20 protein-coding genes and 1 other RNA gene are annotated in these 20,015 nt (G+C 63.6%); 5 read left to right on the forward strand and 16 right to left on the reverse strand.

Annotated features, from left to right (window positions below):
• Positions 1-49: 49 nt before the first annotated feature.
• The 4 genes from DX923_RS08385 to DX923_RS08395 form a co-directional block, all read right to left on the reverse strand.
• On the reverse strand, positions 50-604 hold the full coding sequence (locus DX923_RS08385; protein WP_116114063.1) for a YqgE/AlgH family protein: 555 nt from the start codon (positions 602-604) through the stop codon (positions 50-52).
• A 9-nt stretch (positions 605-613) separates the two neighbouring features.
• Positions 614-2,944: a DEAD/DEAH box helicase gene (locus DX923_RS16695; RefSeq protein ID WP_240322559.1), complete on the reverse strand. Its 2,331-nt coding sequence runs from the start codon at positions 2,942-2,944 to the stop codon at positions 614-616.
• 42 nt (positions 2,945-2,986) lie between these two features.
• A complete protein-coding gene (locus DX923_RS16925; protein ID WP_275895828.1) occupies positions 2,987-3,109 on the reverse strand; it encodes a hypothetical protein in 123 nt (40 codons plus the stop codon).
• Positions 3,110-3,189: 80 nt separating this feature from the next.
• Positions 3,190-3,570, reverse strand: coding sequence for a VanZ family protein (locus tag DX923_RS08395; RefSeq protein ID WP_205413010.1), 381 nt, complete (start codon positions 3,568-3,570; stop codon positions 3,190-3,192).
• A 135-nt stretch (positions 3,571-3,705) separates the two neighbouring features.
• On the opposite strand from DX923_RS08395, the gene DX923_RS08400 reads away from it, so the two are divergent.
• Positions 3,706-4,086, forward strand: a complete 381-nt coding sequence (locus DX923_RS08400) for a thioredoxin family protein (protein ID WP_116114064.1) — start codon at positions 3,706-3,708, stop codon at positions 4,084-4,086.
• Between the two features lie 88 nt (positions 4,087-4,174).
• Here DX923_RS08400 and ssrA read toward each other — a convergent pair.
• The 6 genes from ssrA to ftsE all read right to left on the reverse strand — a co-directional run bounded on the left by ssrA (position 4,175) and on the right by ftsE (position 9,089).
• Positions 4,175-4,542: a transfer-messenger RNA gene (ssrA, locus tag DX923_RS08405) on the reverse strand.
• Between the two features lie 135 nt (positions 4,543-4,677).
• Positions 4,678-5,091, reverse strand: coding sequence for a pyridoxamine 5'-phosphate oxidase family protein (locus DX923_RS08410; RefSeq protein ID WP_116114066.1), 414 nt, complete (start codon positions 5,089-5,091; stop codon positions 4,678-4,680).
• Between the two features lie 140 nt (positions 5,092-5,231).
• Positions 5,232-5,702, reverse strand: a complete 471-nt coding sequence (gene smpB, locus DX923_RS08415; RefSeq protein WP_116114067.1) for an SsrA-binding protein SmpB — start codon at positions 5,700-5,702, stop codon at positions 5,232-5,234.
• Between the two features lie 146 nt (positions 5,703-5,848).
• Complete coding sequence (locus DX923_RS08420) at positions 5,849-7,102, reverse strand: M23 family metallopeptidase (protein WP_162872860.1); 1,254 nt, start codon at positions 7,100-7,102, stop codon at positions 5,849-5,851.
• Positions 7,103-7,417: 315 nt separating this feature from the next.
• Positions 7,418-8,320, reverse strand: coding sequence for a permease-like cell division protein FtsX (ftsX, locus tag DX923_RS08425; protein ID WP_240322561.1), 903 nt, complete (start codon positions 8,318-8,320; stop codon positions 7,418-7,420).
• 76 nt (positions 8,321-8,396) lie between these two features.
• Positions 8,397-9,089: a cell division ATP-binding protein FtsE gene (gene ftsE / locus DX923_RS08430; RefSeq protein WP_116114072.1), complete on the reverse strand. Its 693-nt coding sequence runs from the start codon at positions 9,087-9,089 to the stop codon at positions 8,397-8,399.
• Positions 9,090-9,456: 367 nt separating this feature from the next.
• Between ftsE and DX923_RS08435 the strand changes: the two genes are divergently transcribed.
• Genes DX923_RS08435 through DX923_RS08450 form a run of 4 tightly spaced genes read left to right on the forward strand, consistent with a single transcriptional unit; the run spans position 9,457 to position 13,235 of the window.
• The gene (locus DX923_RS08435; RefSeq protein ID WP_116114074.1) at positions 9,457-10,953 is read left to right on the forward strand and encodes a methylmalonyl-CoA carboxytransferase subunit 5S; all 1,497 of its coding nucleotides are present in this window, start codon (positions 9,457-9,459) and stop codon (positions 10,951-10,953) included.
• A 34-nt stretch (positions 10,954-10,987) separates the two neighbouring features.
• A complete protein-coding gene (locus tag DX923_RS08440) occupies positions 10,988-12,544 on the forward strand; it encodes an acyl-CoA carboxylase subunit beta (protein WP_116114075.1) in 1,557 nt (518 codons plus the stop codon).
• A gap of 31 nt (positions 12,545-12,575) precedes the next feature.
• Positions 12,576-12,860 carry a hypothetical protein gene (locus tag DX923_RS08445; protein WP_116114077.1) on the forward strand — a complete coding sequence of 95 codons (285 nt, stop codon included), beginning with the start codon at positions 12,576-12,578 and terminating at the stop codon, positions 12,858-12,860.
• A 12-nt stretch (positions 12,861-12,872) separates the two neighbouring features.
• The gene (locus tag DX923_RS08450; protein WP_116114079.1) at positions 12,873-13,235 is read left to right on the forward strand and encodes a biotin/lipoyl-containing protein; all 363 of its coding nucleotides are present in this window, start codon (positions 12,873-12,875) and stop codon (positions 13,233-13,235) included.
• Between the two features lie 96 nt (positions 13,236-13,331).
• Here DX923_RS08450 and DX923_RS08455 read toward each other — a convergent pair whose 3' ends face one another.
• The 6 genes from DX923_RS08455 to prfB form a co-directional block, all read right to left on the reverse strand.
• Positions 13,332-14,207: a CPBP family intramembrane glutamic endopeptidase gene (locus tag DX923_RS08455; RefSeq protein ID WP_162872861.1), complete on the reverse strand. Its 876-nt coding sequence runs from the start codon at positions 14,205-14,207 to the stop codon at positions 13,332-13,334.
• A 177-nt stretch (positions 14,208-14,384) separates the two neighbouring features.
• Positions 14,385-15,533 carry a galactonate dehydratase gene (gene dgoD, locus DX923_RS08460; protein WP_116114082.1) on the reverse strand — a complete coding sequence of 383 codons (1,149 nt, stop codon included), beginning with the start codon at positions 15,531-15,533 and terminating at the stop codon, positions 14,385-14,387.
• A 17-nt stretch (positions 15,534-15,550) separates the two neighbouring features.
• A complete protein-coding gene (locus DX923_RS08465) occupies positions 15,551-16,363 on the reverse strand; it encodes a carbohydrate ABC transporter permease (protein WP_116114084.1) in 813 nt (270 codons plus the stop codon).
• Between the two features lies 1 nt (position 16,364).
• Entirely contained in the window at positions 16,365-17,360 is a 996-nt protein-coding gene (locus DX923_RS08470; protein ID WP_240322562.1) for a carbohydrate ABC transporter permease, read from the reverse strand.
• A gap of 5 nt (positions 17,361-17,365) precedes the next feature.
• Positions 17,366-18,646, reverse strand: a complete 1,281-nt coding sequence (locus tag DX923_RS08475; protein WP_205413011.1) for an ABC transporter substrate-binding protein — start codon at positions 18,644-18,646, stop codon at positions 17,366-17,368.
• A gap of 243 nt (positions 18,647-18,889) precedes the next feature.
• Positions 18,890-20,011 carry a peptide chain release factor 2 gene (prfB, locus tag DX923_RS08480; protein WP_116116240.1) on the reverse strand — a complete coding sequence of 374 codons (1,122 nt, stop codon included), beginning with the start codon at positions 20,009-20,011 and terminating at the stop codon, positions 18,890-18,892.
• Between the last annotated feature and the right edge of the window lie 4 nt (positions 20,012-20,015).

Here is a 20,015-nt window from a genome sequence, read left to right on the forward strand (position 1 = left end):
CCAAGTGTAGTGGCGACCGGTCAGCGTGCTCCTTACGGGCGGGGCGTGCTCAGTTCCACTCCGGATCATCCGGATAGTGGGCGACGAAGGCCAGTCGACCTGGTTGACGTCGGAGGACAGCCCGCCACAATACTGCCGGATCGAGACAGAAGACGTCCTCTGGCGTGGAATCCACCACGTACCAGCTGCCCTCGTCGATCTCCTCCTCCAATTGGTTTTCGGACCATCCCGAATAGCCGGCGAAGACCCGCATCCCAGCAGCTCCGGGCAGGGCGTCTTCGGGCCGAACATCCAGATCTACGACGCCCACTGCTCCGAACAGCAGATGAACCGACGAGGGCGGCTGCCCGCCGGGTAGCCACGCCAGGCCCAAGGCGGTGTCCAGGGAGACGGGCCCGCCCTGGAAGAGCTCGCGAGGAGAACACACCTGCTCGCCCCACCCGGGCAGGACCCGGTCCACGTCCACACCGATCGGCTTGTTCAACAACAACCCGTGGGCCCCCGCGGTGTCGTGGTGCAGAAGCAACACGACACCGCGACGGAACACCTGAGTCGTGATCTGCGGCGTGGCCACCAGCAGCCGACCGGCCAGACTCGTCTCCACAGTGGCGAATTACCCCCGGTCGTACCCGTTCATGCGCTCCCCGCCCTCACGGCGACGGCCGTTGTCGCGTCCGCGGTAGCCGCCGCCACCACGTCCGGGGCGCCCGCCCTGGCGCGGACCACCACGGAAGGACCGCTTCGGTCGTCCTTCCACGATTCGCTGGTAGGACTCCTCCGGAACCGGGATACCTGAAGTACGCCGAGCGCCGGTCGCAGCCAACAGGGAGTCGTCTCCGGGACCGACCTCCACGGGACTGGCTTCGACACCGGCGGTACGCAGCAGCCGTTCCGTGGAGCGACGCTGATGAGGCAACGCCAAAGTCACCACGGCGCCGCGCTCACCGGCGCGAGCGGTCCGACCTGCCCGGTGTAGATAGTCTTTGTGATCCCGTGGCGGGTCGACCTGGAGGACGACCGAGACCTCGTCGACGTGGATACCCCGGGCAGCTACATCGGTGGCCACCAGGACCGGCATCCGGCCGTCCTTGAACGCCGCCAGCACCCGGTTACGGGCTCCCTGGTTCAGGCCTCCGTGCAGGGCGGCTGCCAGCACTCCCTGGTCACGGATCTCCCGGGCGACCCGGTCCGCGCCAAGCTTGGTCCGGACGAAGACGATGGTCCGTCCCTCCCGGTTCGCGACCTGAGCTGTCACGATCTTCTTGTGCTGCGGCTGGATCAGCAGGACGTGGTGGTCCATCGTGGTGACGCTGGCCGTGGGCTCATCGGTGGAGTGGATCGACGGGTCATTCAGGTAACGCTCGACCAGTTCGTCGATGCCGTTGTCGAGGGTCGCGGAGAAGAGCAGCCGCTGCCCGCCTGCTGGGACCTGGTCGAGGATCGCGGTCACATCGGGCAGGAAGCCCATGTCTGCCATGTGGTCGGCCTCGTCGAGCACCGCGATCGTGACACCATCCAGCCGGACAGCTCCTCGGTCCAACAGATCCATCAGACGCCCCGGTGTGGCGATCAACAGGTCGACGCCGCGTTCCAGTGCGGAGATCTGAGTGGTGTACGCAAGCCCACCTGCGACGAGCTTGTGACGCAGGCCGAGTACGTGAGCGATCGGTTCGAGCGCGTCGCTGACCTGCATGGCCAGCTCTCGCGTCGGCACCAGGACCAAAGCGCGGGGACGCTTGGGCTCGGACGGCTTCCCCTCGGCGAGACGCGCCAGGGTCGGCAGTCCGAAGGCCATGGTCTTACCTGATCCGGTCTGTCCACGCCCCAGGACGTCTCGGCCGGCCAGCGCGTCGGGGATGGTCGCAGCCTGGATCGGGAAGGGCTGGGTGATCCCACCTCTGGCGAGACGACGCACCGCCGCGTCAGGCAGCCCCAGCGCAGCGAAGCCGTTGTCCGCTGCCACCGGCGCGTCCTCGACCGGGCCACGGTCGGCGAGCTCCTGCGGCGGGTTGTCCTGGCGACGCAGCTTCTCGACATGGTGATCTGCCCGGTGTCCACGCTCGTACCCACCGCGCGGACGATCTCCCCGGTGCTCGCCACGGGCCGGGCGGAAGTCCGAACGGTAGGAGCTCCGTGCTCCGCGCTCGGAACGCTCCCGACGATCCCCCTCACGACGCTCGAAACGATCGGACGACGGACGGCCACGACGCTCGTCACGATCCCGGTCGCCGCGGTACCCACGGTCGCCGCGATTCTCCTCCGGACGACGGAAGCCGCCACGGTTGTCCCGGTCACCACGGTTGTCCCGGTCACCACGGAAACCGCGCTCCGGACGCCCCTGGTCCTCGAAACGACGCGGGCCCCGGTCACCGAAATCACGACCACGACGGAAATCCCGGTCCCCCTCACGCCCATCGCCACGCTCCGGACGACGGTCACTCCACCGCTGCTCCCGACGATCCCCCTCACGACGCTCGAAACGATCGGACGACGGACGGCCACGACGCTCGTCACGATCCCGGTCGCCGCGGTACCCACGGTCGCCGCGATTCTCCTCCGGACGACGGAAGCCGCCACGGTTGTCCCGGTCACCACGGAAACCGCGCTCTGGACGCCCCTGGTCCTCGAAACGACGCGGGCCCCGGTCACCGAAATCACGACCACGACGGAAATCCCGGTCCCCCTCACGCCCATCGCCACGCTCCGGACGACGGTCACTCCACCGCTGCTCCCGACGATCCCCCTCACGACGCTCGAAACGATCGGAGCGCTCCGAGCCCCGGTCGTAGGACGAACGGTGGTCAGGGCGTTCTCCCCGCGAGGGACGCCCGGCTCCTGGCGCCCCGGTGCGCTGAGGAGACCTGGTCTTTTTCCGTGCTTCTGCTTTCTGGACAGCGGTCCATCGCGCCTTCTTCGCCGCCGCAGCTGGCTTCTGGGGTGTCATCGTCTTAGTCCTCGACGGTGCGGGCACGACCGACCGTCACCGTCATCCGACGTCCATGAGCAGGTCGCGCTTGTCGCCGGAATCGGCGACACGGGCCGGGGGGCGGAGCGCCGACCCGGCAGGTCCCCCGTCGATCACGAAGTACGAAGCACGACGAGGAGTCAAAGTGTCCTGTTAAAAACGACCCGCCGTGGCAGCGCGCACACGGCGGGAAAAGCCTGCACAAGACAGGCGACATTATTTTATCAGCGTCTCTCAATAGCGACATGTCCGGTGTCATCGGACGGACGGCTTCGACGACGCACGACCCATGCCGCCCCAGCGACCCCCATGAGATCCGCCACGACATCCCAGGGGTCACCGCTCCGCGTCGGGAGAAACAGGTGCTGGACGATCTCACTGATCGGAGCATGCACCACCATCGTCCAAGCCACCCAGTGCCACCATCTCCCGGCAGAACCTGCCGCCAGGACCGGCAGGGCAAAGACCAACGCGTGGACAACCTTGTCCGTCCCCGGAAGAGCACCACCCCCACCCGGTGAAGGGGTGTAGAGCACGACCAGCTGGACCGCGACGAAGACGACGCAGACCACAGCCCAAGGACAACCGCTGTTGCGGATCCGCACGCGTGCAACCTCCTGAGGACACCGTCCGCGCCTCGGGCGGAGAACGATCAGCTCCGCAGGGTCTTCGGAGCAGCGAATACCGTGAATGTCGATCCGATCGAGGAATAGTCTGCCTGGCGTCGATGTTCTTCGTCCATGAGCACGATCGCACTCACTTCCGATACCTTCGAGAAGACGGTCACGCAGGACGGCATCGTCCTGGTCGACTGCTGGGCCGCCTGGTGCGGTCCGTGTCGCCAGTTCGGCCCGATCTTCGAGGCCGCCTCCGAGAAACACTCCGACGTCGTCTTCGCCAAACTCGACACCGAGGCGGAGCCCGAATTGGCCGCCGCGCTGGAGATCACCTCGATCCCCACCGTCTTCGGTTTCCGGGACGGGATACTTCTCTTCAGCCAGCCCGGAGCCCTGCCCGGGGCAGCACTGGACCAGGTGATCTCCCAGATCCAGGGAATCGACATGGATGCTGTCCGAGCCGAGATCGCCAAACAACAGGGCCAGGAAGCAGTCGACTCCTGAGCACCCGTCCTTCTGATCGACGAAGGGGGCACCTCCTGGTGGAGGTGCCCCCTTCGCGGCAGTTCGAGAAGCGACATGCCCGACCGGGTGGTGGAGGTGGCGGGAATCGAACCCGCGTCCGTTGATACCGAACCAGGACTTCTCCGGGTGCAGTACGTAACAGGATTTTCTCGGCCCCGACGCTCGTACGCACACGTCCGTCGACAGGCCCAGTCGAGTAAAAGTCCCGCGTCACCCCCCGACAAGATGACGCAGCGAGCTACCTAGCTGACGCCAGGAACTGAGTCGGCAGCGAACTCAGGCTGACGGACTTCGAGGCTCGCTCAGGCGGCGAGGGCGAAGTCGGTGCGCTTGGAATCGGCACCTATTGGTTTGCTGGGAGCGTTAACGAGATAACCCAACATCCTCGACCCGCTTCCCCTGGAATGATCGTCAACGTCGAAACCGATCACCCCCCTGAAGCGGGCATGTCACTCTGTTCAGTTCTCAACTGGCAAGGTCCACAGCCAACAAGCTGGGGACACACCATGCTATCGCACCGCGGCGCAGCATCGCCACGAGTTTTCGCCCCCGACGGTGCTGCGACACCGATCACGCTGCGGGTTCTCCACCCAGCCGGAACCGTCGCCCGCTGATCTCGTCCCCAGAGATCTCCAGATAGTGATACTTCTCGGTGGCCACCCAGGGACGGAGCGGCAAGCTTTCGAAGAACTCACGTTCCTCGGGGGACTCCAGTTCCCGCACTGTGCCGTAGAGGATGACACTGACCGCCTCCTGCGGACGGATCTGGTCGAACTCGAAGGCGATCTTGTGATTGATCGTGACGCCCAGGAGTTTCGACCCCGCCGATGTACACACGTAGAGCTTGCGGCCCTGGGCGTGATAGTTCACCGGACAGATATCGGGGTCGTTCGCCACCGCGAAGGCCAGCCGACCGTATTCGTGCGCCTCGAGCAATTCCCAACAACGGTCCTCATCGAGGATCTCCAAGGTCTGTTCGCTCATGAGCGGTTCTCCTCTTCCCTCGCTCCACCATCGACCCCGAATCATCACGGGCCCACTGCTGATGGCAGCGTACGCCGGTGCCGACCAGAAGGGAGTGGATAGCCCCCACTGATCGGATCCGGTCCCATCAGGGTCGTCGGTTACCGAGCCTGCCGCAGAGACATGGCACGCTCGGCCTCACGGCGGTCCTGCCGCTCCCGCAGCGCGTGCCTCTTGTCGTACTCGCGTTTCCCCTTGGCCAACGCGATCTCGGCTTTTGCCCGTCCGTCCTTGAAGTACAACGAGAGAGGAACCAGGGTGTAACCGGTCTCCCGGCTCTTCGCCGTGAGTTTGTCGATCTCGATGCGATGCATCAGGAGCTTGCGTTTGCGCCGAGCCGCATGGTTCGTCCAGGTGCCCTGGCTGTACTCAGGGATGTGGACCCCTTCCAGCCAGATCTCGCCATCAGAGATAGAGGCGAAACCATCGACCAAGGAAGCTCTCCCCATGCGGAGCGATTTGACCTCAGTGCCCTGCAGAACGATGCCTGCCTCCACCGTGGACTCGATGTGGTAGTCATGGCGCGCTTTACGGTTACGCGCAATCACGTGGGTGCCTTTTTCCTTGGCCACCGGTTCTCCTCGTTCTTCGCTGAGCGGCCGAGGGGACCGGTCGCGTCACCCCCGCTGCGAAGGAACAGCCTAGTCGCACCGCTCCTTGGACTGCGACGGATTATCAGAGCAGGCCCGGCGCGGCCCGGGTAGGCAACTCACCCCGTTCAGAACCAACCGCGCGGGTTCACCGGGGCCCCGTTCACCCGAACTTCCCAGTGCATGTGGCAGCCGGTGGACAAGCCGGTGGTCCCGACGTAACCGATGAGGTCGCCCCGGTTGACGCTCCCGCTCTTGCGAACGTAGCCCGACATGTGGTTGTAAGTGGTGACCAGTCCGCCACCGTGGTCGACCCAGATGGCGTTCCCGTATCCGCCCATCACCCCGGCGCGGATCACGTTGCCACTCTCCGATGCGTGGACCGGTGCACCGCAAGGAGCGCCGATGTCCATACCGGTGTGCAGCTCGGAGGTTCCCAGGACCGGGTTGACCCGAGGACCGAACTCCGAGGTGACCGGCCCGGCCACCGGAACCTGCAATCGACCCGAACCTCGAGGCGGCGACACCGGCGCCGAGCCTCCGCCGCCTCCCCCGCTGCTGCGAGCGGCCAACTCGGCCTGGATGCGGCTGCTCTCGGCCTGCAGCTGGGCGACCCGCTCCTCCTCCTCGCCACGCTGGGCCGCGACCGCAGCGGCGGCAGCCTGTTGCTTGGATTCCAGCGCGGCCAGCTGTACTCGAGTCTGTTCTGCCGCCCGGTGCGCTTCTGCTGCCTGAGCGACCGCAGCCTCAGCTTGGAGCTGCAAGGAAGCGATCCGGCGACGGGTCTCGGCCAATTTGGCCTGCTCGGCGTCGGCGATGGCCTTCTGTTTGGCCAGCTCGTCAAGGAGCGCGTTCTGGCTGTCGTTGACCTTCTCAGCGACGTACATATTGTCTGCGAGCTCCTGGGCCTTACCCGTGTTGAGCACCGCTGCGATCCGCTCCAGCCCGGTCCCTTCATAGGCCTGGCGAGCGATGTTGTTACGGATGTCGGTATTACGGGACTGTTCTGCTTGGATCGCCGCAATTCGAGCAAGCCCGTCGGCTTCTTCCTGCTTGGCGGTCACCAGATCGGCATCGATCTGGGCCTTCCTGGTGACGGCTGCGGCTTCTTGGGCCTGGGCAGCAGCCAGTTCCCCTTGCGCTGCAGCGAGCCCAGCTTGGGTCTCCTGCAATGCCAGGACGGCCTGTTGCGACCGGGCGGAGAGGTTCGCCAACTTCGAACGGGATGCTTCGAGCTGGTTCTGCACCTGGCCGGCGTCATCGGCATGTGCGCCTGGAACCGTGATCCCGATCGTCAGGCCGAGAACAGCCACGCAGGCCAGGCGAGAAACACGAGAAGGAGAGGGAGACATTCTGCTGGCCCGAGTAGTACGACTGTTCACCAGACAACCACCTTCGTAGGGTTTAATTTCGGGCATCCAGAATGGATATTATCGACATCTCAGAAAATGTCGCACAAGCAGATGAAGAGCTTTTATTTATTCGGACGTCCGACTTGTTCGACTCTTTCAAGTCTCGTTACACCATACGAAAATAAAAGCGTTCATCAACGCAAGCGCAGCCAGCGTTTCATGTCGGCCGAATCCGACCTTTGTTGAGCAGGCAACCTGTGAGGATACTCACGCACGACCCCCAAAAAAATCGGCCTGCCATGCGCAGACATATGCACATGGCAGGCCGAATTTCCGGCACAGGAATCAGACTCGCACGTACCGGATCAAAGCCAGCCAGGAGACCACGAAGCCCACAGCCACACCGAGAACCAGCATCCAGGGCGCGACCACCCACGCATCCCCCACGTCGACCCACCGGAAGTCCTGGAACCGCGTGGCGAGCTGGACGACCCCGAAGCGCACCACGGCCCACAGGCTGACGACCGCCAGAGCGACACCGGCCAGGACAGCCGAGACCGTCTCCAACATGAAGGGCAGCTGGATGGCAGCCTTACTCGCCCCGACGACCCGCTTGATCGCCACCTCACGTCGCCGACTCCAGGCCACTTGCCGGATGGTGGTCGCCGTCAGCAGGACTGTGCAGACCATCATCAGACCTGAGAGCGCCCAGGCCCCGTACCGGAGCATGTCCATCACCCGGAACAACGGCTGGAGTATGGCCCGGATGTCTTTCACCGATGCCACGCCCGGCGCACCATTGAAGGCCTCGTAGACCTTGTCGTAATAGCTGGGATCGGAGAGCTTCACGCGAAAAGCCGGGGGAATAGCCTCTTTGGGAGTGTCCGCGAAAGCGGGATTGGTGAACTGCTCCTTAAAGCGCAGGTAAGCCTCGTCCTGGCTCTCGAAGGTCACTTCCTTGACCACCGGTTTCATCGCCGCCAGATCGGCACCTATACGGTTCGCCTCCTCCTGAGTCACGGCCTCCCGCTTGCAATTCTGCTCACTGGAGTTCTTCGTGCACAAGAAGATCGAGACCTCGACTTTGTCGTACCAATATCCTTTGGCGGTCTCCACCTGACGTTGAGCGAGCAGACCCACCCCGAAGAACAGTAGAGAAACCGCCGTCACGATCATGATCGAAATGGCCATCGAAGCACTACGACGGATCCCCGTCCATGCCTCACCCAACAGGAACATCGGCCTCATGTTCGCCCCTCCGCACAGTTCGGTCGACCTGCCGTCGCCACATCCGTCATCGCTTCGCGCCACCGGCTGTCCACCGTCACCGGGAACCGCCCCCGTAAACCCCTCGGTCCTGGTCTCGGACAAGCGCTCCACGATCGAGCTCCAACACCCGTTTGCGCAGCTGGTTGACGATCTCGTCGTCATGGGTGGCCATCACGACCGTCGTACCGGAACGATTGATCTCGTCAAGCAGCGAAACAATGTCCAGACTCGTCGTCGGATCCAAGTTCCCGGTGGGCTCGTCCGCCAACACCAAGGTCGGTTTCTTCACCACGGCACGGGCGATCGCGACACGTTGCTGCTCCCCGCCGGACAGTTCGTGCGGGAGCCGCTTGTGCATCGCCGACAACCCCACCAGCTCCAGCGCTTCAGGGACCCGACGCCTCACGTCCTCCCGACGCACACCCAGAACGTGCATGACATAGGCAACGTTCTGGTAGACGGTCTTGTCGGGAAGCAGTCGGAAGTCCTGGAACACCATGCCGATATCACGACGCAGCGACGGGACATGTCGCCTACGCAGGGTATGCAGATCACGTCCGGTGACCCGGATGGTGCCCGACGAGGGTTTCTCCTCACAGAGGATCAACCGCATGAGAGTGGACTTCCCCGACCCTGAGGCACCGACCAGGAAGACGAACTCCCCTTTCTCGATCCTCAAGGTCACATCCATGAGTGCAGGGCTCTGTTGGCGTCCATAGACCTTGGAGACGCCGGCGAAGTCGATCATGTGCTGAGGTGTCCTTGTTCGAATCATTCGGAGCAGGTAGGGGTTCCGGCGATCCGAGTCGGTCGCCCAGTGCGCCCGGCCAGACTACGGCGAGAAGACGCCGCGACAGGGGATCCACGGACAGGCGGCGTTGCGCACCCGCCACCACCACAGATGCTCGCGCCATGAACGGTGAACGCCCCACAGCTTCCCGAAGATCCGGAACGGTTCCTACCAGCGGACAGCTCCTCTCCGACATCACCCTGATTCTCGACATGCGAGACAAAATATGTCTCATCGTGAAAATGAGACGCCTCCGACGATGACCAAGGTCCCCAAAACATGGCGAGTCATCGAAAGCTCGTGACCTGAATGGAAGGATGACCCCATGACGCGACAGATCGGTGTGACAGAGCTCGCCCTCCGGGACGCGCACCAGAGCCTGATGGCGACTCGCATGGCCATGGAAGACATGGTCGATGCCTGCGCCGACATCGACCAGGCCGGGTACTGGAGTGTGGAATGTTGGGGCGGGGCAACCTTCGACGCCTGCATCCGCTTCCTCAACGAAGACCCGTGGGAACGCTTGAGGACCTTCCGCAAACTCATGCCCAACAGCAAGCTGCAGATGCTGCTCCGCGGGCAGAACCTCCTGGGATATCGCCACTACGGTGACGATGTCGTCGACCACTTCGTGGAGAAGGCCGCCGAAAACGGCATGGACGTCTTCCGGGTCTTCGACGCCCTCAACGACCCCCGCAACCTCGAACGAGCGATGGCTGCGGTCAAGAAAACCGGCAAGCACGCCCAAGGCACCATCTGCTACACCACCAGCCCGCTGCACAACGTCGAGGGATACGTTCAGCTCGCCCGCGAACTGCGCGACATGGGCGCCGACTCCCTGGCGCTGAAGGACATGGCCGCGCTGCTCAAGCCGCAGCCCGCCTACGACATCGTCAAGGCCATCAAGGCCGAGATGCCGGACATGCAGATCAACATCCACTGCCATGCCACCACCGGCGTCACCCTCGTCTCCCTGATGAAGGGTATCGAGGCCGGTGCGGATGTGGTCGACGCAGCGATCAGCTCCCTCTCCCTGGGCCCGGGGCACAACCCGACCGAATCCGTCCAGGAGATGCTCGAAGGCACCGGCTACATCGCGGACCTCGACAAGGAACTGCTGCGCCGGATCAAGGATCACTTCGCAGAGGTCAAGCCGAAGTACCAGCACTTCATGTCGTCCTTCAACGTCGAGACCGACATCTTCGACAGCCAGATCCCCGGCGGCATGATCTCCAACATGGAGTCCCAGCTGAAGCAGCAGGGCGCAGGTGACAAACTCCGCGAAGTCCTCGAAGAGGTCCCGCGAGTCCGCGAAGCAGCCGGATTCCCTCCTCTGGTCACCCCATCCAGCCAGATCGTCGGCACCCAGGCCGTCTTCAACGTCCTCATGGGTGAGTACAAGGTACTCACCGCCGAATTCGCCGACCTGATGCTCGGCTACTACGGCCACACCCTGGGTGATTACGACCCCGCGGTCGTCGAGAAGGCCAAGGCCCAGACCGGCAAGGAGCCGATCGAGGTCCGCCCCGCCGACCTGATTCCCGCCGAGTGGGACGCCCTGAAGGAAGAGGCAGCCGGCGTCGAAGGATTCGACGGCACCGACGAAGACGTCCTGACCTACGCCATGTTCCCCAAGGTGGCGCCCGGGTTCTTCAAGACCCGCCCCGAAGGACCCAAGTCGGTCGCCAAGGACCCCGCCGAGATCGAGGCCGAGAAGCTGGCAGCGGCCGGTGACGGCAAGACCGGCCCCGTCCGCGGGCCCATCAAGTACGAGATCACCGTCGACGGCCGCAAGCACTCCGTCGGCGTCAAGCCCGCCTGAGCACCCTCGATCCATCAACGGAGGAACACCGACCATGGCTACTCCCAAGACCATGCAGGACCGCATCGAGGAGCTGCGCCAGCGGCGTGCTGAAGTCGAAGCTGGCGGTGGCGAGAAACGCCACGCCAAGCAGCACGAAGCCGGAAAGATGACGGCTCGCGAGCGTATCAACGACCTGCTCGACCCCGGCAGCTTCGAAGAGATCGGTCTCTTCGCACAACACCGCACCACCCTCTTCGGCATGGACAAGGCCGTCATGCCCGCCGATGGTGTCGTCACCGGCACCGGCAGCGTCCTCGGCCGCCCCGTCCACTTCGCCAGCCAGGACTTCTCCGTGGCCGGTGGATCCGCCGGGGAGATGCACTCCACGAAGGTCGCCAACTCCCTGCACTCCGCATTGGAGAATGGCACCCCCTTCATCTTCATCAACGACTCCGGCGGCGCCCGCGTCCAGGAGGGTATCGACTCTCTCTCGGGCTACGGCAAGGTGTTCTTCCAGAACGTCGCGCTCTCCGGCGTGGTCCCCCAGATCTCGATCATCGCCGGACCGTGCGCCGGTGGCGCGGTCTACTCCCCCGCCTTGACCGACTTCATCATCCAGACACAGGCCTCCCGGATGTTCATCACCGGGCCCGATGTCATCAAGCAGGTCACCGGCGAGCAGGTCAGCGCCGAAGACCTCGGCGGGCCGGCCGCGCACATGGCCCGCTCCGGGGTGACCCACTTCGTCGCCGACAACGACGAGCAGGCCATGCTGATCGCGAAGAAACTGCTCAGCTTCCTGCCCAGCAACAACACCGAAGAACCGCCCTTCGTCGAGGGCTACGACACCGTCGAGCCCGACGAGTCGTTGAACACGATCATCCCTGAAGACCCCAAGAAGGCGTACGACGTCCGTGAGGTCATCACCAAGCTCGTCGACGCCGGAGACTTCCTGGAGGTCCAGGCCGGCTACGCGATGAACATCGTGATCGGATTCGGCCGGATCACCGGTCGCACTGTCGGCTTCATCGCCAACCAGTGCAACCAGATGTCCGGTGTCCTCGACATCAACTCCTCGGACAAGGCCGCCCGGTTCATCCGCTTCTGCAATGCCTTCAACATTCCCGTGGTGAACCTGGTCGACGTGCCCGGCTTCCTCCCCGGAACCCAGCAGGAGTACGGCGGCATCATCCGCCATGGCGCGAAGATGCTCTTCGCCTACTCCTCGGCCACCGTGCCGAAGATCACCGTCGTGCTCCGCAAGGCGTACGGTGGCGCCTACCTGGCCATGTGTTCCAAGGACCTGGGCGCCGACCGTGTCTTCGCCTGGCCCACCGCCGAGATCGCCGTCATGGGTGCCGAGGGTGCTGCAGGCGTCGTCTTCCGTCGGGAGATCGCCGCTGCGGAAGACCCGGAAGCCAAACGCGCCGAGTTGGTCTCGCTCTACCGTGAAGCGTTCAGCACCCCGTACGTTTCTGCGGCACGCGGGCTCGTCGATGACATCATCGAGCCGGCCGAGACGCGGATGTACCTCGCTCGTGCGCTGGAAGCGCTGCAGAACAAGCGCGATCAGCGTCCGCCGAAGAAGCACGGACTCATCCCGCTCTGATCGAGCCTTACCAACCCAGGAAGGAAACGTCATGAGCGAAGTCACCGGCGAGCAGATCGCCGAGTTGATCGAGGCCGTCAAGGGATTGACCGCCCGCGTCGAAGCTCTGGAAGACAGGTTCGAACAATTCCACCCCACCGGTGAGCTGCCTGAGGAGGTCGTCCTCGCCATCAGTGCCGCTTGTGCGGCCTACCTCGGCCACCGTGCGAAGGTGAAGCAGGTCCGCCTGCGCCGCCACACCACGTGGGCCAAGCAGGGACGCTCCGATGTCCAGCACTCACACGTCATTACGCACACCCCCCGGATGAGCCGGTAGGAGAGGCAGATCATGAAACTCAAGGTGACCGTCAACGGCATCGAGTACGACGTCGACGTCGAGGTCGAAGAGGATCCGCTGCCCACTCTCGGGTCGATCATGGTGGGGAGCACCTCCGCCTACGGTGTCACGCCCACCGCGGCGAAGACGCCGGCGTCCAGCACGAACGGGTTGACCGCACCCATCTCCGGAACGGTCGTGAAGATCCTGGTGGACGAGGGCGCCGAGGTGAAGGGCGGCGAGACCCTGATGGTCCTCGAAGCCATGAAGATGGAGACCGAGATCACTGCGCCGAGCGATGGGACCGTCGCGGCCATCGATGTGGCTGTCGGTGAAGCGGTCCAGGGCGGCCAGGTCCTGATCGAATGGGCGTGATCGTCCTGAGCTGATCCAGCTCAACAGACAGCGGTGGAGGGGGTGTCCCGACCGGGACACCCCCTCCACCGCTGTCTACGGTTTTTCAGCCCGATCTCACAGCGCGACGGCGCGACGCGCTGCACGGTCGCGGCGGTAGGCCCGATAAGCGATGGCTGTTCCAGCTGCCAGCACCAGCGTGGTGATCAAGCTGCCTTCAGCACCGAAAGCACCCCCGGTCAGCAAGTCACTGGCTCCTTCAGTCGGGCGGAATTGCAGAAAAGCGGTCTGGATCTCTTGCCCGGAGACCTTCGACCCCCAGAAGTTACCCAGTGACCAGTTCCAGAAGCCGTGGAAGGCGCAGACCCCCCACAAGCTGTTCTCCGCCAGCGCCCAGAATCCCAGGAAGACCCCGACCAGGATCAGGTTGACCAACGGGATCAATCCGACGCCGGGGTTGGCACCGTGCATCAAGGAGAAGTAGATGGTCTGGACGGTCATCGCGATCGGGACACCCCATTTGAGGGCGACGCCCTGCAGGACCAGGCCACGTCCGAAAATCTCTTCGGTGCTTCCCTGGATCAGGAAGCCGATGAGGAGGAGACCAGTCGGGAGCAATGCCGAGAAATTCGCCGAGCCGAAGGTCGCCTGCCCCACGAGCGCTGTGGAAAGGACCACAACGGAAGTCATCGCGATCCCGATGAGCATGCCTCGCCCGATCCGGTAGCCCACCTGATCGTTCCAGAACCCCAGGTTGATGAACGAGCGCCGCTCACGATATTTCATCCACAGGAAGAGTGCTGCGGCTCCGAAGGCAAAGGTGTAAGTACCTGCGAACTGTGCCGCGAAGTTCTGCGATCCACCGGAGTCGCCCTTGCCGACCCCGGTCATCACGCTGATGACTCCTCCGAAGAGCCCGATTGCGGCCATCAGGAGAACAACGCCGAGCACGACCGAGAGAACAGGCCCGGTGGGGCGTTCGGCCGTGCTCATCTGCTCCTCGAGCAGAGGGGATTGGGGACGTCGTCGAGACATGAGGGATCTCCGATAGTTCGATGAGGCGCTCTTCCGCGCCGGTCCACAGAAGAACAACGCACAACAACGCCGCTAGTTCCTATATGACCTGATGATACGCTGTGACTTTGCCGAAGATCAGCTGGTGCCAGGCCCTCACCACTCGGCGAACTCTCCCGTCGGGTGACGCCAGATCGGGCCACGCCATGAATGGCCCCGCTCCGCAGCCCTCCGCACAGCCGATTCATCCACGTCGATGCCCAACCCCGGAGCCGTCGTCCTCTCCACATACCCATTGCGATGCTGCACCACCGAGGCATCCAACAGATAGTCGAACAGATCCGCATCGGCGTTGTAGTGGATACCCAGGCTCTGCTCCTGGATCAGATGGTTCTGGGTAGCGAAACCGACCTGCAGGCAAGCAGCGAAGGCCAAGGGCCCGAGCGGACAGTGCGGCGCCAGGAAGGCATCGAAAGTCTCTGCCAGCGCTGCAACCTTCCGGACCTCGGTGATACCGCCGGCATGGGACAGGTCCGGTTGGACCACGGCAACCCCCGCTTGCAGCACCGGCAGGAATTCCTGCCTGCAGTAGAGCCGCTCCCCGGTGGCGACAGGGGTGCTCGTCGTCTCCACGAATCGACCGATGAGATGCTGGTTCTCCGGGGTGGTGGGTTCCTCCAGGAAAAGCGGACGCAGCGGTTCGAGAAGGGGCGCCACCCGGCGGGAACTGGCCAGGGAGAAGCGTCCATGGAAATCGACCGCGACATCACGATGGTCACCGAGTACTTCACGGGCCACCGCCACCCGTGCGATGACACCGTCCAGTTCAGCGGCGCTCGCCAGCGGTGCGATGCGTCCGCTCGCATTCATCTTCACCGCAGTGAGTCCGTTGTCGACGGCTTGGGCGATAGAGTCACGTACTTGTGAGGGTTCGTCGCCACCGACCCAGCCATAGACGCGGATCCGGTCGCGTAGCGGTCCGCCGAGAAGCTGGTGGACCGGCGCATTCCAATGTTTTCCGGCGATATCCCACAGTGCTTGGTCGAGCCCGGCCACGGCGCTGGCAAGGATAGGTCCACCGCGGTAGAAGGACCCTTTCGTCAGGACCTGCCAGTGGTCCTCGATCCGCAGGGCATCGGTACCGATCATCAGCTCGGAAAGTTGGTCGATCGCGGTGGCGACCGTCTCGCTACGCCCTTCGCAGGTGGCTTCGCCCCAGCCGATCAGTCCACCTTCGGTTTCCACCCGGACGAACAGCCATCGAGGGGCCACGAGGAAGGTCTCGACACGGGAGATCGTGGTCATGTGGGTTCGTCCTCGTTTCAGCCTTTGGTGGCACCTGCGGTCAGACCGGACACGATGTGTTTCTGGGTGAACAGCGCGATGATCACGATCGGGAGAGTCACGATGGTGGCTGCCGCCATGAGCCCGCCCCAGTCGGTCGAGGCGTAGCCGACGAAGTCGAAGATCGCGACGGGCAGGGTCTTCGTCCGCTGTCCGGAGAGCACCAGCGCGAACATGAAGTTGTTCCAGCTGAAGATGAAGGACAGGATTCCGGCGGTGGCCATCCCTGCTCTGGCCAGAGGCAGCGTGATGCGCCAGAAGACCCCGATGTGGGTCAACCCGTCGACCAGTCCGGCTTCTTCCAGTTCGAGAGGGATGGATTCGAAGTAGCCGGTCATGATGTAGACGATCAGGGGCAGGGCGACGAACATGTGCGAGAGGATCATCACGGTGTAGGTGTTGACCATCTGCAGGTTCGAGAAGACGTAGTACCAGGGGACGAGCAGCGATACGCCGGGGATGATCCGGGCCATGAGGACGACCAGCGCTTCGCGGTGCATCGCGAAACGGGCCATCGCGTAGGCCGCGGGGACACCCAGGACCGAAGAGAACACTGTCGAGATCGCGGCGATGAGGAAGCTGTTCCAGATGAACGCGGTGTAGTCGGTCTGGTGCAGGACCTTGGTGTAGTTGTCGAGCGTCGGAGCGAAGGAGAAGGTCCGTTCCGCGTCGTGGATGTCGACGTTCGTCTTCAGCGAGGCCATCACCATCCAGAGCAGTGGGCCCACCAGGACGAGTACGACGAGGCACAGTGCCAGGGCACGGAAGAGGCGATATCCGCGGCTGCTCATGTCAGCTGTCCGCCTTCCTGCGGGTGACCAGCCACATCGCGCCGACGATGATCAGGAAGAAGATCATCAGCACCGCACTGGATCTACCGTATTCGTTGTAGTCGAAGCTCAATCCGTAGGCATAGACGTTCAGGGTCTCGACCTCGTGGAAAGATCCGCCGCCCTTGCCCTTGGTGGCATAGAGGATGTCGAAGGTCTTCAGGGCGTCGATGCCACGGAGCAGGACACCCACGACGACCGTCGGCATCATCAGTGGCAAGGTGACATGCCAGAAACGCTGCCAGGCGTTCGCTCCGTCGATCTTGGCGGCCTCCTGGGGCTCCTCCGGGAGGCTGGTCAGGCCGGCCAGGAGGATCAGCACCATCATCGGTGTCCACTGCCAGATGTCGATGAGCATCGTGGTCGGTAACGCGGTGTGCTCCCCGGCCAGCCAGGACCCGGTCGGTAGCCCGAGTTGACGGAGCGCGGTGTTGGCCAGACCGATGTTCGGGTCGAAGATCAGCCGCCACATCATGCCGACGGCGACCGGTGTCGCCACCAGAGGTAGCAGGATGGCGACGCGGACGAAACGGTCTCCGGTGAAAGGCCGCCAGAGCAGCAGTGCGATGGCCATGCCCAGCAGCAACTCTGCGGCCAGCGTGACTCCGGTGAAGAGCGCCGTACGCCAGACCGCAGGCCAGAAGCGTGCAGTGTCGGTCAAAACACTCACATAGTTCTCGACCCCGACGAAGGTCGATTCAGCTCTCACCGACCCCTGGGCATCAGTGAGACTCAGGTAAATGGTCCAGGCCAGAGGGAAGACGATCAACCCGGCGACGAAGACCATCGCCGGCGCGGCAAAGAGCCATTGACGATGTTGGTTCGCCCACCGGGAGAGGGCCGAGTCGCCGACGTCGGTGGATAGGCCTGAGGACGCGGTGGGTCGGTCTACCTTCCGTGGCATCTCAGCTGTCGTAGCTGCCCCGGGCATCGGCGACGGGCGCTCTCCGGAGGTCATCGGGTCTACTTCTCCGCAGCGAGGAAACTCGTGTAATCCCCTTGAGCTTTCGTCGTCAGGCCGGGAAGGTCTTCGCCAGTGATCGCTCCGACGATCGGGCGTCCGACGATCTCCCGCGCCTTGGCGACCTTGGTCACCACCGGCCGATCATGTCCCACCCCGCCTTCAGCGCTCTTCTTGATGGCTTCGGCCAGGTCTTGCGGATAGGTCGAGACACCATCGGCGCTGGCCCACACCGAGTCGCGCGGGCCGGGGTTGCCGGCTTGTTGCATCGTGGTGACCATCGCTTTACTGGTGGCCCACTGGATGAATTTCCAGGCGTTCTCGCTGTTCTTGCTGGCGGCGTTGACGCCCAAGGCCCACGACGGGATGTTGTAGGGCTTGCTTCCTGCGGGCCCTGCGGGGAAGGGAGCGAAGCCGATCTGATCGGCGACCTTCGACTTGCTCGGGTCGATCGCGTTCTTGTAGAGCGAGTCCGCCTCGGTGTACAACGCTGCTTTGCCCTGGGTGAAGATCGCCATCGCTTCCGGCCAGCTCATGTCGGTGCTGATGTCGCTGGGACCGTGGTTCTTGAGGATTCCGCCGTAGTAGGCGTAGGCCTTCTTGGCGGCGTCGGTGTCGAGAGCTGCTTTGCCGTCGGTGTCGAAGTCGCCACCGAAGCTGTAGAGGTAGCTGGAGAACTGGGTCACTGCGGCAGAACGTCCGGTACGGGCCACGAAACCGGCCGTGCCGGGGTTGTCCTCTTTGAGTTTCTTGGCTGCGGCTTCCATCTCCTCGAGCGTGGTGGGCACTTGGAGCCCGGATTTGGCCAGCAGATCCTTGCGGTAGTAGAGGACCTCACGCTCGGTGATGATCGGCACACCGACCACTGCATCCTTGGAGGTGACGGCTTCGACCGTGGGCTTCTGGAAGTCCTTGAAATCCCAGGCGTTGTCATTCTTCATCCGGTCGGGCAACTTCGCCAGGTACCGGTTCTTCGCGAAGAGCTTGCCTTCCTGCAACGGGCGGTACATCATCACGTCGATCTCGTCGGTGCCCGCGTTGAGTTTGACGTTGTACTGGTCGGAGAGCTGATCCTCCCCGAGCTGGTTGATCTGGACCTTCAGCCCGGATTCTTTCTCGAAGTCAGCCAATTTCTTCGTGATGGTCTCGGACCATACGTGGTTGGCCAGGGAGACCCGGAGGGTCCTGGATCCGCCGTCGGTACTTCCTGATCCGCCACACCCCCCGAGAGACAAGGCCAGAGGCATCGCCACTACCAGCAGGAAAGGAAGGGTACGGCGCATCTCAACTCCATCGTCGATGACACTTGGGCAGGGGTCATCGATCGGTAGACATCAGAGCCCCTGACGGGGCACCTGGCGCCCGCGCCGTCTCACAGTACACGCCCTTCACGTTGGTTTTCCGTGTCGGGTATCCCTTGTCGTCCGGGCGGACCCGGACGTCGAACCTGCGGCCATGGTCATCGGTCGTCGTGGCTGTGACGGGCGCTGAAATCCCTCGGCCACGACGACCCTGCGCTAGCGCGCTCAGGAGTTGGCGGCTTCTCGCTCCAGGGAACGCTTCCAACGGATACCTGCCTCCAGGAAGGCGTCGATATCGCCGTCGAAGACCCCTGCGGTATTGCCCACCTCGTGTTCGGTGCGCAGGTCCTTGACCATCTGATAAGGGTGCAGAACATAGCTGCGCATCTGGTCGCCCCAGCTGGCCTTCACGTCACCGGCCAGTTCCTTCTTCTTCGCGTCCTCTTCCTGCTTCTTCAACAGGAGCAGTCGGGACTGCAGGACTCGCAAGGCGGCCGCTCGGTTCTGAATCTGAGATTTCTCGTTCTGCATCGACACCACGATGCCGGTGGGCAGGTGGGTCATCCGCACTGCGGAGTCGGTCGTGTTGACGCTCTGCCCGCCGGGGCCGGAAGACCGGAAGACGTCGATCTTCAACTCGGACTCGGGGATGTCGACGGTGTCCGTCGACTCGATGAGCGGGATGACCTCGACAGCAGCGAAGGACGTCTGTCGTCGTCCCTGGTTGTCGAACGGGCTGATCCGGACCAGGCGGTGTGTTCCGGCCTCCACGGCCAGGTTGCCGTAGGCATAAGGAACCTTCACCTCGAAGGTGGCGGACTTCAGCCCGGCCTCCTCTGCATAGGAGGTGTCCAGCACTGAGGTCGGATAACCATGCCGTTCGGCCCAACGCAGGTACATGCGCATCAACATCTCGGCGAAGTCTGCGGCGTCGACCCCACCCGCACCCGAGCGAATGGTGACCACGGCCTCACGTTCGTCGTACTCACCGTTCAACAGGGTGCGTACCTCGAGTTCACCGACCGCTTTGCGCAGCGAGGCCAGCTCGGCCTCAGCCTCGGCAAGGGTGTCAGCATCCCCGCCGTCCTCGGTGGCCATCTCGACGAGGACCTCGAGATCCTCGATCCGAGAGTCCATTCCCTCGATCCGCTCCAATTCTGCGTTCGCTCGGGAGAGTCGGCTGGTGACAGCCTGCGCATTCTCCTGATCGTCCCACAGGTCAGGCGCACTGGCTGCCTTCTCCAGATCGACGATCTGAGCCTTCAATTTGTCGACATCGGTCACCTGGCGAACCGATGTCATCGTCGCGCGAAGGTTCTTGATCTCTGCTGCAAAGTCGGTGGCCACGAGG

Source organism: Austwickia chelonae, from assembly GCF_003391095.1.
In the GTDB taxonomy this organism is placed as follows: domain Bacteria; phylum Actinomycetota; class Actinomycetes; order Actinomycetales; family Dermatophilaceae; genus Austwickia; species Austwickia chelonae_A.